Origin of the sequence: Cyanobium sp. ATX 6F1 (assembly GCF_024346315.1) — a bacterium.
In the GTDB taxonomy this organism is placed as follows: Bacteria; Cyanobacteriota; Cyanobacteriia; order PCC-6307; family Cyanobiaceae; genus ATX-6F1.
Genome location: NZ_JAGQCS010000001.1, coordinates 328,174 through 340,628 on the forward strand (window position 1 = coordinate 328,174; position 12,455 = coordinate 340,628).

Consider the following 12,455-nt stretch of genomic DNA (forward strand, 5'->3'; position numbering starts at 1 on the left):
AGTTGGCGGAGCCTGCCCAGGGCAGGCAGCGGCTGCGGCTGGAGATCAGCGGGCTGGTGCAGGGGGTGGGCTTTCGGCCCCACTGCCACCGCCTCGCTACGGCGCTGGGACTGGGGGGCTGGGTGAGCAACGGCCCCGGCGGCGTGACCCTGGCACTGGAGGGAGAGCGCGAGCCACTGGAGCGGTTCCTGGCTCAGCTGCAACGGGCCCCGCCCGCCCACAGCCAGCTGGAGGCGGTGGAGCGCCGCTGGCAGGAGCCCATCGGGGAGACGGTCTTCTCGATTCGCCCCAGCGCCCACTCGGCTGGCGTCGAGGGCATAGGCGGCAGCCTGGTGCCCCCGGATCGGGCCCCCTGCCAGGACTGTCTGGCGGAACTGTCTGATCCCACCAACCGGCGCCATGGCGATCCGTTCATCAGCTGCTGCAGCTGCGGGCCGCGCTCCAGCCTGCTGCTCGGCCTGCCGTTCGAGCGGGAGCGCACCACCCTGGCGAGCTTTCCCCCCTGCGCCGCCTGCCGCGCCGAGTACACAGACCCCACAAGCCGTCGCTTCCACGCCCAGACCATCGGCTGCCCGGCCTGCGGGCCACAGCTGAGTTGGCGGGGAGGTGCCCCCTTGCCCCCCGAGGTGGAGGGCGCTGACCCCCTGGCCCAGGCGGTGGCGGCGTTGCGCTCCGGCCGGATCGTCGCGCTCAAGGGGCTGGGGGGCTACCAGCTGCTGGTGGAGGCCGGCAACGAGGCGGCGGTGCAGGAGCTTCGGCGGCGCAAGGGCCGGCCCACCAAGCCCCTGGCTCTGCTGGTGGCGGATCTCAAGGGCGCCCGCGCCCTGGCGGCGATCAACCCCGCCGAGGAAGCCCTGCTCAGCTCGGCGGCGGCGCCGATCGTGCTGCTGCGGCGCCCGCCATCACCCACTCGCCTGGACCCACTGGTGGCCCCATCGGTGGCCCCCGGCCTGGACAGCCTCGGGGTGATGCTGCCGGCCACGCCCCTGCACCACCTGCTCGCCAGGGCCTGCGGCGCCCCCCTGGTGGCCACCAGCGGCAACCGTTCCGGCGAACCGCTCTGCTTCGACGACGACGACGCCCTCGAACGGCTCGCTCCCCTCGCCGATGGCTTCCTGGTTCACAACCGGCCGATCGCCCTGCCCTTCGATGACAGCGTCGTGCAGGTGGTGGCAGGGCGGACGCTGGTGCTGCGGCTGGCCCGGGGCCTGGCCCCCCTGGCGATCGATCTCTCTGCGCTGCTGGACGAAGACGTTGATCTGCATGGGGCCCTGGCCCTGGGGGCGCAGCTCAAGAGCAGCCTCGCCCTCGGCCTCGGCCGCCAGGCGCTGCTCACCCCACACCTGGGGGAGCTGGAGAGCGAGGCGGGGGAGAGGCGGCTGCGCTGGAGCCTGGGGCGCTGGACGGAACTGCATGGCGTCCAGCCCTCCCGGCTGGCCTGTGATCAGCACCGGGGCTACGTCTCCAGCCGCCTCGCCCGAGAGCTGGCCGAGGCGGGCGCCGAGGCTGGCAAAGATCTGCCGCTGCTGGCGGTGCAGCACCACCACGCCCACCTGCTGGCCGTCATGGCCGAGCACGGCCTGGGGCCGCCACGGCTGGGGGTCGCCTGGGACGGGGCCGGACTCGGACCCGACGGCAGCCTCTGGGGCGGTGAGCTGTTGCGGGTGAGCGCCGATGGCTACGAGCGCCTGGCCCGGTTGCGGCCCTTCCCCCTGCCCGGGGGCGAGCGGGCCCTGAAGGAACCACGCCGCGCCGCCCTTGGCCTGCTGTTCGCGGCCTACGGCCCAGCCGGCCTGGAGCGGCTGGGGCCCAGCGGGCCCTGGGGCTTCAGCACCGAAGAACGGGGCGTGCTCGCCCGAGCCATGGGCCAGGGGCTGAACAGTCCGCGCTGCAGCAGCATCGGGCGCCTGTTCGATGCCCTCTCGGCCCTGCTGGGGCTCTGCCCGATTAACCGCCATGAGGGGGAAGCGGCGATGGCCCTGGAGGCGGCCGCCTGGCGCTGGCAGGACGCCCACCCAGACCAGGACAGCGGCTTCGCGCTGCGGGCCGGCGCCCCGGGCGAACCGCTGGAGATCGACTGGCGACCGCTGCTCGATGGCCTGCTGGCGGAGCGAGACCGGGGCACGTCCGCCGCGGCCCTGGCCCACCGCTTCCACGTCGCCCTGGCGAGGCTGCTGGTGGAGCTGGCCCAGCGGCTGGGGGCCAGGGAGCTGCTGCTGGCGGGCGGTTGCTTCCAGAACCGGCTGCTGCTGGAGTTGGCCAGCACCGCCCTGGAGCGGGCGGGCATCGCCCCGATCCGGCCCGAACGGCTCCCCTGCAACGACGGTGCCCTGGCGGTGGGTCAGCTGCTGGCGATCGCGTTGCAACGGGGCGCAACAGTTCCTGCGCAGGCGCCGGGGAGGCCTAGAAAGGAACCAGCCCCTTCCGGGGCCCTTGATGGCCCTGGGGAGGCGCCCGATGTGTCTGGCGGTGCCCGGTGAACTGATCCGGATCGAGGAGCACGACGATCCGCTCTGGCGGGTGGGGCAGGTGAGTTTCGCTGGGGTGCTGCGGGAGGTGAGCCTGGCCTGCGTGCCGGAGGCCCGCCTGGGGGATTTGGTGCTGGTGCATGTGGGCTTCGCCCTGGGGATCTGGCAACCAGGCGACGACGACGCCTCGGCTTTTGTGCAGCCGACTGAGCCACCAGCGGAGCTGCCATGACCACCACCGCCCTCGCCACCATCGACGCCAACGAGGCGGTGGCGCGAGTCGCCTACCGGCTCAGCGAGGTGATGGCGATCTACCCGATCACCCCGGCCACCCCGATGGGCGAATCGGCCGATGCCTGGGCGGCGGCGGGCCGCCCCAACCTCTGGGGCACCGTGCCGGTGGTCGAGGAGATGCAGAGCGAGGCCGGGGCCGCCGGGGTGGTGCACGGGGCCCTGCAGAGCGGCGCCCTCACCACCACCTTCACAGCCTCCCAGGGGTTGCTGTTGATGATCCCCAACCTCTACAAGATCGCCGGAGAACTCACCGCCGCTGTGATCCATGTGGCCTCAAGGGCCCTGGCCACCTCCGCCCTTTCGATCTTCGGAGACCACAGCGATGTGATGGCGACACGGGGCACGGGCTGCGCCCTGCTCTGCTCGGCCTCGGTGCAGGAGGCGGGAGACTTCGCCGCCATCGCCACCGCCGCCACCTTGCAGTGCCGCCTGCCGTTCCTGCATTGGTTCGATGGCTTCCGCACCTCCCATGAAATCCAGCGGGTCGCCCTGCTGGACGATGGCGACCTGCGCCAGCTGATCCCCCAGCCCCTGGTGGAGGCCCACCGCGCCCGGGGCCTGACCCCCGATCACCCGGTGCTGCGCGGCACCAGCCAGAACCCCGATGTGGCCTTCCAGGCCCGCGAAGCGGTCAACCCCACCACCGAGGCGGCACCGGCGGCGGTGCAGGCCGCCATGGACCACTTCGCGGCACTCACGAGGCGTGCCTACCGCCTGTTCGACTACCACGGCGCCGCCGATGCCGAGCGCGTGCTGGTGCTGATGGGCTCGGGATGCGAAACGGCCCAGGAAACCGTCGATGCGCTGATGGCCCGCGGCGAGCGGGTGGGGGTGCTGAAGGTGCGTCTGTTCCGCCCCTGGAGCAGCGAGGCCCTGTTGGCGGCGCTGCCCAACAGCGTGCGCGCCCTGGCGGTGCTGGACCGCTGCAAGGAACCCGGCAGCGGCGGTGAACCCCTCTACCTCGATGTGCTCAATGCCCTGCACGAGGCCTGGCCCGGCGAGCGGCCGAAGCTGGTGGGCGGCCGCTACGGCCTGGCCTCGAAGGAATTCACCCCCGCCATGGTCAAGGCGGTGCTCGATCACCTCAAAGGGAGTGATCCGCTCAACCACTTCACGGTCGGCATCGACGATGACCTCACCCATCGCTCCCTGCCGGTCGACGAAGCCTTCGACACCGAAGCCGGCACGGTGTTCCGCGCCATCGTCTACGGCCTGGGCTCCGATGGCACCGTGGGCGCCAACAAGAACGCCATCAAGATCATCGGAGACGCCACCGGCCTCCAGGTCCAGGGCTACTTCGTCTACGACTCCAAGAAATCAGGCTCCGTCACGGTGTCGCACCTGCGCTTCGGGCCCCAGCCGATCCACTCCACCTACCTGATCCGCCGCGCCCAGCTGATCGCTTGCCACCACTGGGATTTCCTCGACTCCTTCGAGCTGCTCGAAGCGGCCCTGCCCGGCGCCACCCTGCTGCTCAACAGCCCCTGGGGGGCTGAGGGCACCTGGGAGCGACTCCCCGAGCGCGTGCAGCGGCAGATCCTGGCCAGGAACCTCTCGGTGCAGGCGATCGACGCCAGCCGCCTGGCGCGGGAGCTGGGACTCGGGCCGGCGATCAACACCCTGATGCAGACTTGCTTCTTTGCCCTCGCCGGGGTGATGCCGCTGGAGCAGGCGCTGGAGGCGATCCGCGCCGCCATCCGCCACAGCTACGGCCGCAAGGGGGAGCGGATCGTGGCGGCCAACCTGGCGGCCGTGGACGCGGCCCTCAGCGAACTGAAGCCCGTGCCCCGGGGTCCGATCAAGGCGGCCGATCACCCCCCGCTCGAGCCTTTGGCGGGGGCGCCGGCCTGGGTGCGGGAGTTGATCCAGCCCCAGCTGGAGCGCCAGGGCGACCGTTTGCCCGTGAGTGCCCTGCCCGCCGACGGCAGCTTCCCCTGCGGCACCGCCCGTTTCGAGAAGCGCAACATCGCCGCATCGATCCCGGTCTGGGATCCCGAGGTCTGCGTGCAATGCGCCAAGTGCGTGCTCGTGTGCCCCCATGCGGTGATCCGCGCCAAGGCCTACGACCCCGCCCTGCTGGCCGCGGCGCCGGCCAGCTTCCGCAGCACCGACGCCCGTGATCACCACCTGGCCGGCCAGGCCTTCAGCCTGCAGGTGGCCGCCGAAGACTGCACGGGCTGTGGGCTCTGTGTGGAGGTCTGTCCGGCCCGCAACCGCCGTGAGCCGCGCCTCAAGGCGATCAACATGGCTCCCCAGCGGCCCCTGCGCGAGGAGGAGCGATCCAACTGGGACTTCTTCCTGCAACTGCCGGAGGCCGACCGCCAGACGCTGGACCTGCGCCACATCAACCAGCAGCAGCTGCAGCAACCGCTGTTCGAGTTCTCCGGCGCCTGCGCCGGCTGCGGGGAGACCCCCTACATCAAGTTGGCCACCCAGCTGTTCGGCGACCGCATGGTGGTGGCCAACGCCACGGGCTGCTCCTCAATCTACGGCGGCAGCCTGCCCACCACACCCTGGAGCGCCAACGGCGAGGGGCGCGGCCCCGCCTGGTCGAACTCGCTGTTTGAAGACAACGCCGAATTCGGCCTCGGTTTCCGCCTCGGCTTCGACCAGCGCAAGGCCACCGCCGAGCGGCTGCTGAGGGAGCTGTCCGCCCCCGCCAGCAACGGCGAGGGAAGCACGCCTGCACCCGCCGTGCCGCCGTCCCTGGCCGAGGGGTTGCTGACGGCCGACCAGAGCGATGAGGCCGGGATCTACGAGCAGCGCCAGCGGGTGGAGGCCCTCAAGCGGCAGCTGAACGCCCATTCAGGAGCAGACACCGACCCCCGACTCGCCACCCTGCTGAACCTGGCGGACGATCTTGTCAAGCGCAGCATCTGGATGATCGGCGGTGATGGCTGGGCCTACGACATCGGCTTTGGCGGGCTCGATCACGTCTTCGCCAGCGGCCACGACGTCAACATCCTTGTGCTCGACACGGAGGTGTACTCCAACACCGGTGGTCAGATGTCGAAGGCCACGCCGATGGGGGCCGTGGCCAAGTTCGCCAGCGGCGGCAAGCCCGCCGCCAAGAAAGATCTGGGCCTGATCGCGATGACCTACGGCAACGTCTACGTGGCCAGCGTCGCCATGGGCGCCAAAGATGAACACACCCTGCGCGCCTTTCTGGAGGCGGAGTCGTACCCCGGCCCGTCGCTGATCCTGGCCTACTCCCACTGCATCGCCCACGGCATCGACATGGCCAAGGGGCTGCAGCAACAGCGTCTGGCGGTGGACTCCGGCCGCTGGCTGCTCTACCGCCACGACCCGCGCCGCCGCGAACGCGGAGAATCGCCGTTGGTGGTGGATTCCCGTGCCCCAACCGTGCCCTTGGCCGAAGCCATGGCCACGGAGAACCGCTTCCGGATGCTGGGCCTGAGCCAGCCGGAGCGTGCCCGGGAGCTCAGCCGCGCGGCCCAGGAGAACGTGTCCCGGCGCTGGGATCTCTACCACCGCCTGGCGGAGCAGGAGCCATGAGCCGCATCGATTTGAGCACGTCCTGGCTCGGGCTGCCCCTGGCCTCCCCCCTGGTGGTCGGGGCCTGCGCGCCCCTGAGCGCCGATCCCGACCGGATCCCGCTGCTGGCCGAGCACGGTGCCGCCGCCGTGGTGCTCCATTCCCTGTTCCTCGAGCAGGTCGAACGCGACTGGCTGGAGTGGGAGCACCACCACCAGCTCGGCTCCCAGAGCCATCCGGAATCCATCAGCTACCAGCCCAGCATTGATCCGGCCCACCTGGGCCTGGATGGCTACCTGCGGGAGATCGAAACCGCCCGGCGCCGGGTCGACATCCCGATCCTCGCCAGCCTCAACGGCCTGCGGCCGGGCCATTGGGCCGAGGCGGCCAGGGCCATCGAGCAGGCCGGCGCCAGCGCCCTCGAACTCAACCTCTACAGCGTGCCCACCGACCCACGGCTGCCGGGCGCCGAGATCGAAGCGCAGCATGTGGCGATCGTGCGCGCCGTCGGCGCCGCAGTGGCCCTGCCGCTGGCGGTCAAGCCAAGCCCCAGCTACACCAACCTGGCCCACATGGCCGCCCAGTTCCAGGCGGCGGGGGCCAGTGGTCTGGTGCTGTTCAACCGTTTTTACCAACCCGACATCGACATCGAAACCCTGGAGATCCGCCCCAACCCGCTGCTGAGCACGGCCGCCGACCTGCGGGCGCCCCTGCGCTGGATCGCCCTGCTGGAGGGCCGCCTCGAGCTGGAGCTGGCCGCCAGCGGTGGCGTCGAGAGCGGCAGCGATGTGGTGCGGCTGTTGATGGTGGGGGCACGGATCACCCAGGTGGTCAGCGCCCTGCTGCGCCACGGCCCGGGCCACCTGCGCCAACTGGAGAGCGAGTTGCGCGCCTGGCTCGAGGCGCACGGCCACCTCTCGCTGAGGGAGTTGCGCGGCTGCATGAGCCAGCGGCGCAGCCCCGACCCGGAGGAGTTCGAGCGGGCCCAGTACATGCGCGCCCTGGGCAGCTATGCCCAGCAGGGGCCCTGGTGAGCCAACGACTCGATCCGCCCCAGGTGGCCCAGGTTCAGGCGTTGCTGGCGTCGATCCGCGCCCGCCTCACCCGGCCCTGGACCCTGATGGAGGTCTGCGGCGGCCAGACCCACGCGATCCTGCGCCATGGCCTCGACCAGCTGCTGCCCCCGGAACTGGAGTTGATCCACGGCCCGGGTTGCCCGGTCTGCGTCACCGACGCCGCCGTGATCGATCGGGCCCAGGCCCTGGCCGCCACCCCCGGCGTGCTCCTGTGCACCTACGGCGACATGCTGCGGGTGCCGGGCTCCAGCGGCAACGATCTGCTCACGGTGCGCTCAGGCGGCGGCCGGGTGCGGATCGTCTACGCCCCCCTCGACGTGCTGGCCATCGCCCGCGCCCACCCCGAGCTCACGGTGGTGTTTCTGGCGGTGGGCTTCGAAACCACCGCGCCCGCCACCGCCCTGCTGGCCCACCACGCCTGGAGCGAGGGGCTCAGCAACCTGAAGCTGCTGGTGTCCCTGGTGCGGGTGCCGCCGGCCCTGGAGGCGATCCTGGCCGAGCCAGCGGCGCGGGTGCAGGGATTCCTCGCCGCCGGCCACGTGGCGGCGGTGATGGGCCTGGCGGAGTACGAGCCGATCGCCCAGCGCCACCGGGTGCCGATCGTGGCCACCGGCTTCGGGGCGATCGAACTGCTCGAAGGGGTGCTGCGCTGCGTGAGCCAACTGGAGCAGGGGGAGCACCGGGTGGAGAACGCCTACCTCCAGGGAGCCCCAGACGGGGGCAACGGCGCCGCCCAGGCGCTGATCGAACGGGTGTTCGTGCCCTGCGACCGAATCTGGCGGGGCCTCGGGGTGCTCAGATTGAGCGGCCTGTGCCTGCGCGCCCCCTACGACGCCCTGGCTGCCGATGGGCCGCACCAAAGTGCCGCGAGCACCGAATCGACACCAGCCGCGCAAGACGAGCCCGTCTGCCTCAGCGGCCGGGTGCTGCAGGGGCTGGCCAGGCCCACGGATTGCCCCAGCTTCGGAACGCACTGCAGCCCCGATCGGCCCCTGGGGGCGCCGATGGTGTCGTCGGAGGGGGCCTGTGCCGCCTACCACCGCTACCGCCCCTGAGCCATGACCTCAGGTTGCCCGATACCAACAGAACCCTCCGGCACCATCCAGCTGGGCCACGGTGGCGGCGGCCGCCTCAGCCGCCAGCTGCTCGAGACCCTGATCCTGCCCATCCTGGGCACTCCCGCAGGGGGCGCCCTCGATGCGGCGCTGCTGCCGGCCCAGGAAGGCCCGCTGGCCTTCACCACCGACAGCTATGTGGTGCGGCCGCTGGAGTTCCCCGGGGGCGACATCGGTTCCCTGGCGGTGTACGGCACCGTGAATGATCTGGCCATGGTGGGGGCCCAGCCCCTGGCCCTCAGCCTCGGCCTGATCCTGGAGGAGGGCCTGCCCCTGGCCACCTTGGAACGGGTGCTCCATTCGCTGCGGGCGGCGGCCGAGCGCTGCGGCGTGGCGGTGGTCACCGGGGACACCAAGGTGGTGGAGCGGGGCAAGGGGGACGGCATGTTCCTCAACACCGCCGGCATCGGCCGCATTGAGCACAGCCTGGCGATCGGCCCGGCGGCGATCCGCCCCGGCGACGCCCTGCTGGTGAGCGGCGACCTGGGCCGCCACGGGGTGGCGATCCTGGCCGCCCGCCATGAACTGGGCTTCAGCAGCCCCCTGCCCAGTGACCTGGCACCCCTGCACGAAGACGTGCAAGCCCTGCTGGCCGCGGGCCTGGAACTCCACGGCCTGCGGGACCTCACCCGCGGCGGCCTGGCGGCGGCCCTCGATGAACTGGCGGCGGCGGCCGGCCTCGACATGCTGGTGCTGGAGGAAGCCGTGCCGGTGGCCGCCGCCGTGGGCAGCGCCTGCGACCTGCTGGGGCTTGAACCCCTGGCCATGGCCAACGAGGGTCGCTTCCTGGTGGCGCTGCCGGACTCCCAGGCGGAGGCCGCCCTCGCCCTGCTCAGGCAGGTGCAGCCGACGGCCCAGCGGATCGGCCAGGTGGAGGGTCCTGGGACCGGCAAGGTGCGCCTGGAGAACGCCATGGGGGTGAGGCGCTGGCTGGATCCAGGCCGGGGGGAGCAGCTGCCAAGGATCTGTTGAAGCCTGAGGGATTCAGCTCAGCTCTGGTTGCCACCCAACATCTGATCCACCCCCTGGTAGGGGTTGAACTCATCCCAGCCGGGGCTGGCGTCGTTGAACAGACCGAAGCGGGCTGCCTCGTCGTTGAGCAAGGTGTTGCCTTCGGGGCGGGTGTCGCAGGTGATGCCACCACCTGGAGCCGGCGTGCAGTTCTGAAAACGCACATCGGCGCGGGAGCCCGCCGGCGCGGCCAGACAACCCAGCAACAGGGCGCTGGCGAGCAGGGGGCGAAACCTTCGAACCATGTTCAGCGCGGACCCTTCAAGGTAATGATGGCAGAGGTCTCCTTCCACGCAGCGATGTACACCGACTGGACCGCCGTCATCTTGCTGCTGCTCACCGCCGCCCCGCTGGCGGTGGTGGTGGCCACCGCGGTCTTCTTCATCGCGAAGAAACCCGCAAAGCCCCCGCGCTGACCTCGGCCTCCCCCACCACCCCGGGCGCGATGGGAGCAGCCTTGCTCTCCCCGCTGAGGAGGCGGGTCAGCTCTGGGCTGGCGCTGAACTGCGGCAGCACCCCCTGACCGAGACAATCCAGGCAGGTGCGAAAACGATGGTGGCTCATCCGGAGCACACCGCTCCCGCCGCAGGCTTGGCAGCAGGGACGATCACCAGGGCTGGGTGATGGGGAGTCTGGTGATGGGGTGAGCGGGTCGCTCATCAAAACAATCAGGAGTTGAACCCAGTTTCGGACCCCAGGGCGCCCTTGATCCCGAAGCCTTTGTTAAGACTCAGGGCCCGCTCGAACGCCTCCAGGCTCAGTTGCTCCAGCAGAGCCCTGGCGCTCAGCGCGCTGGGCCTAGCCACAAGGCCGAGGCTCCCCGCCAGTCGCCCGATCACCTCGGGGGCGCCCAGCCCCTCGCTCCTCCAGGCCGCCAGGCCCTCAGCCCCCTGGCGTTTGGCCAGGCGCTCCCCCGAGGGCTGGCGCCAGAGGGGCACATGGGCGTAGCTGGGGGCCACTCCCCCCAACGCCTCGATCACCGCCACCTGGGGGGCCGTGGAGGCCCAGAGATCCTCCCCGCGCACCACGGTTGTGATGCCCAGGGCCAGCTCATCCACCGCCGTGGTCAGGTGGTAGGCCAGCACCCCGTCGGCGCGGCGCAGCACCGGATCGCCCACCTGCCGGGCCGCCTGCAGGATTCCAGGGGCCGCCAGCCGCTCCCGCCACTGGATCGGCGCGTCCGGCAGGCGCAGGCGCCAACTGGGCAGGCGCCCCGCCTCGATCCCCCACCGGTTCGGCCGCCCCCGGCAGGTGCCCGGATAGACCGGCGCCTCGCCGTGGGGCGCTGAAGGGTCCGCCAGCATCCGCCTGCTGCAGCGGCAGGGGTAGAGCTCGCCCGAGCGCCGCAGGGCCGAGAGCACCGAGCCATAGAGGCCCCGCCGCTCGCTCTGGCGCAGCAGCGGACCATCCCAGTGGAGCCCCAGCCAGTCCAGATCCCGCAGGATGGCGTCCTCGGCGCCGACACGGTTGCGGGGCCGATCGAGATCGTCGAAGCGCAGCAACCATTCGCCCCGATGCAGCCGGGCGTCGAGCCAGCTGAGCAGGGCGGTGCGCAGGTTGCCCCAGTGCAGCTCTCCGGTGGGGGAGGGGGCGAAGCGACCGCGGTAGGGCGCCGGCCCAGCGACCTCGGCCGGGTTCCGCCCAGGGGCGGGCCGCAGCAGGGGCACCAGATGGGCCGGCAACGCCACCGCTGGGCCAGCAAAAAGGCGGCCCAGCGGGCCGCCCAGCTCAGCCGCCAAGGGGCGGATTCATTTCTTCTTGGTCTTCTTCGACTCGGTCTGGACCCGGTCCTTGAACAGCTTGCCGGCGGTGAAGGCGGGCACGTGCTTGGCGGGAATGGCGATCTTCTCGCCGGTCTTGGGGTTCAGACCCTGGCGGGCGGAGCGCTCGCGGGCTTCGAAGGAACCGAAACCAAGGATGGATACCTTTTCTCCTCCCACCACCGAATCGATGATGGTTTCGATGGCAGTATCGATCACCAGGGACACATCGGTTTTGGTGAGCTCGGTGCGGAGGGCAACGAGGTTGACGAGATCAGCTTTGTTGGTCATCGGGAACGGAATCCTCCGGATCAGCGGAAGCCGTGCGGGTCGGAGAGTCCCTTGCGGCCGTGGGTGTGAGCGCGCTAATCGTATGGGTGTTCGCGGCCCCAGGCAACCGGAACATCAATCTCAGCCATAGTTTTGGCCCCGCACGAACGCTCAAGGGGGGCCTTTGGTTGCCCAGGGCACACAATCGAGCTTCGCCGTGGGCCGATCGGCGAACGGCTCATTCGCCTTCCCTTGCGGCCTGAGCGGCCAGATCCTCCAGCAGGTCCTCCAGGAGCCGGCGGCCGCCGCTGATCAGCTTTTCGCCCCGCAGCGCCCCCAGCCCCGCCCCACTGGCGATCCAGTCGGGGGCCCCGGGGGGGAGCCAGCGGCGCAGGCGCTCCAGGCTGCGCCGCTGCCGCGGCCAGTGGAAGGTGCGGGCCGTGCGCAGGGGGGCCAGCTGGTTCACGCCGGTGGGCACCAGCAGGCGTCCGCAGAACAGCCCGCCCGCCTCCAACGCCAGCACGACGCAGGCCCCCGGCGTGGGCCCCGGTGTCCAGAGCAGGCGCACCCCGGGCTGGGGCTCGGCCTCCTCGGCAAACGTCTCCAGCCGGGCCACCCCCGGCAGCAGATAGGCCTCCTGCTCCTGCACCAGCACCGGCCAACCGAGCGCCTCCTGGAAACGCCGGCAGCGGCCATGGCCCTCGCGGCTGGTGAGCAGGATCCTGCCGCTCTGGCGCTCGCGCAGAAAGGTCAGGTTGGCCTCGGTGTACCCCGGGCAATCGATCAGCACGCCGCCACCGCCGCCCGGCAGGGCCTGCCACCAGGCGGTGCCCCCCTGGCTGTCGCGGCTGGGGGCGAACACCCACAGGTTGTCTTGCACCGGCTGGGGTGGTCGTCCGGTTTCGCTGGGGCTGGCGATGGCCATGGAGTCACCGAACCGGATCACCGACCTAGCTTGTGACGCCA

At 71.2% G+C, this 12,455-nt stretch carries 11 protein-coding genes; 7 read left to right on the plus strand and 4 right to left on the minus strand.

Features of this window, described 5'->3' with window-relative positions:
* Positions 1-2 precede the first annotated feature (2 nt).
* Genes hypF through hypE form a run of 6 tightly spaced genes read left to right on the plus strand, consistent with a single transcriptional unit; the run spans position 3 to position 9,420 of the window.
* On the plus strand, positions 3-2,480 hold the full coding sequence (hypF, locus tag KBZ13_RS01835) for a carbamoyltransferase HypF (RefSeq protein WP_255005366.1): 2,478 nt from the start codon (positions 3-5) through the stop codon (positions 2,478-2,480).
* Complete coding sequence (locus KBZ13_RS01840) at positions 2,458-2,700, plus strand: HypC/HybG/HupF family hydrogenase formation chaperone (RefSeq protein ID WP_255005368.1); 243 nt, start codon at positions 2,458-2,460, stop codon at positions 2,698-2,700. Before hypF ends, KBZ13_RS01840 begins: the two co-directional genes overlap by 23 nt.
* The gene (nifJ, locus tag KBZ13_RS01845) at positions 2,697-6,278 is read left to right on the plus strand and encodes a pyruvate:ferredoxin (flavodoxin) oxidoreductase (RefSeq protein ID WP_255005379.1); all 3,582 of its coding nucleotides are present in this window, start codon (positions 2,697-2,699) and stop codon (positions 6,276-6,278) included. Before KBZ13_RS01840 ends, nifJ begins: the two co-directional genes overlap by 4 nt.
* Positions 6,275-7,291: a dihydroorotate dehydrogenase-like protein gene (locus KBZ13_RS01850; protein ID WP_255005382.1), complete on the plus strand. Its 1,017-nt coding sequence runs from the start codon at positions 6,275-6,277 to the stop codon at positions 7,289-7,291. The genes nifJ and KBZ13_RS01850 overlap by 4 nt, the downstream gene beginning before the upstream one ends.
* Entirely contained in the window at positions 7,288-8,388 is a 1,101-nt protein-coding gene (gene hypD, locus KBZ13_RS01855; protein ID WP_255005390.1) for a hydrogenase formation protein HypD, read from the plus strand. Before KBZ13_RS01850 ends, hypD begins: the two co-directional genes overlap by 4 nt.
* A 3-nt stretch (positions 8,389-8,391) precedes the next feature.
* Complete coding sequence (gene hypE / locus KBZ13_RS01860) at positions 8,392-9,420, plus strand: hydrogenase expression/formation protein HypE (RefSeq protein WP_255005394.1); 1,029 nt, start codon at positions 8,392-8,394, stop codon at positions 9,418-9,420.
* A gap of 17 nt (positions 9,421-9,437) precedes the next feature.
* Here hypE and KBZ13_RS01865 read toward each other — a convergent pair whose 3' ends face one another.
* The gene (locus tag KBZ13_RS01865) at positions 9,438-9,704 is read right to left on the minus strand and encodes a hypothetical protein (protein WP_255005395.1); all 267 of its coding nucleotides are present in this window, start codon (positions 9,702-9,704) and stop codon (positions 9,438-9,440) included.
* A gap of 27 nt (positions 9,705-9,731) precedes the next feature.
* Between KBZ13_RS01865 and KBZ13_RS01870 the strand changes: the two genes are divergently transcribed.
* Positions 9,732-9,875, plus strand: a complete 144-nt coding sequence (locus KBZ13_RS01870) for a hypothetical protein (protein WP_255005906.1) — start codon at positions 9,732-9,734, stop codon at positions 9,873-9,875.
* A 252-nt stretch (positions 9,876-10,127) separates the two neighbouring features.
* Here KBZ13_RS01870 and gluQRS read toward each other — a convergent pair whose 3' ends face one another.
* The 3 genes from gluQRS to KBZ13_RS01885 form a co-directional block, all read right to left on the minus strand.
* The gene (gene gluQRS / locus KBZ13_RS01875) at positions 10,128-11,147 is read right to left on the minus strand and encodes a tRNA glutamyl-Q(34) synthetase GluQRS (protein WP_409995599.1); all 1,020 of its coding nucleotides are present in this window, start codon (positions 11,145-11,147) and stop codon (positions 10,128-10,130) included.
* Positions 11,148-11,207: 60 nt separating this feature from the next.
* Positions 11,208-11,510, minus strand: a complete 303-nt coding sequence (locus KBZ13_RS01880; RefSeq protein WP_255005397.1) for an HU family DNA-binding protein — start codon at positions 11,508-11,510, stop codon at positions 11,208-11,210.
* Positions 11,511-11,727: 217 nt separating this feature from the next.
* Positions 11,728-12,414, minus strand: a complete 687-nt coding sequence (locus KBZ13_RS01885; RefSeq protein ID WP_255005398.1) for an MBL fold metallo-hydrolase — start codon at positions 12,412-12,414, stop codon at positions 11,728-11,730.
* Positions 12,415-12,455 lie beyond the last annotated feature (41 nt).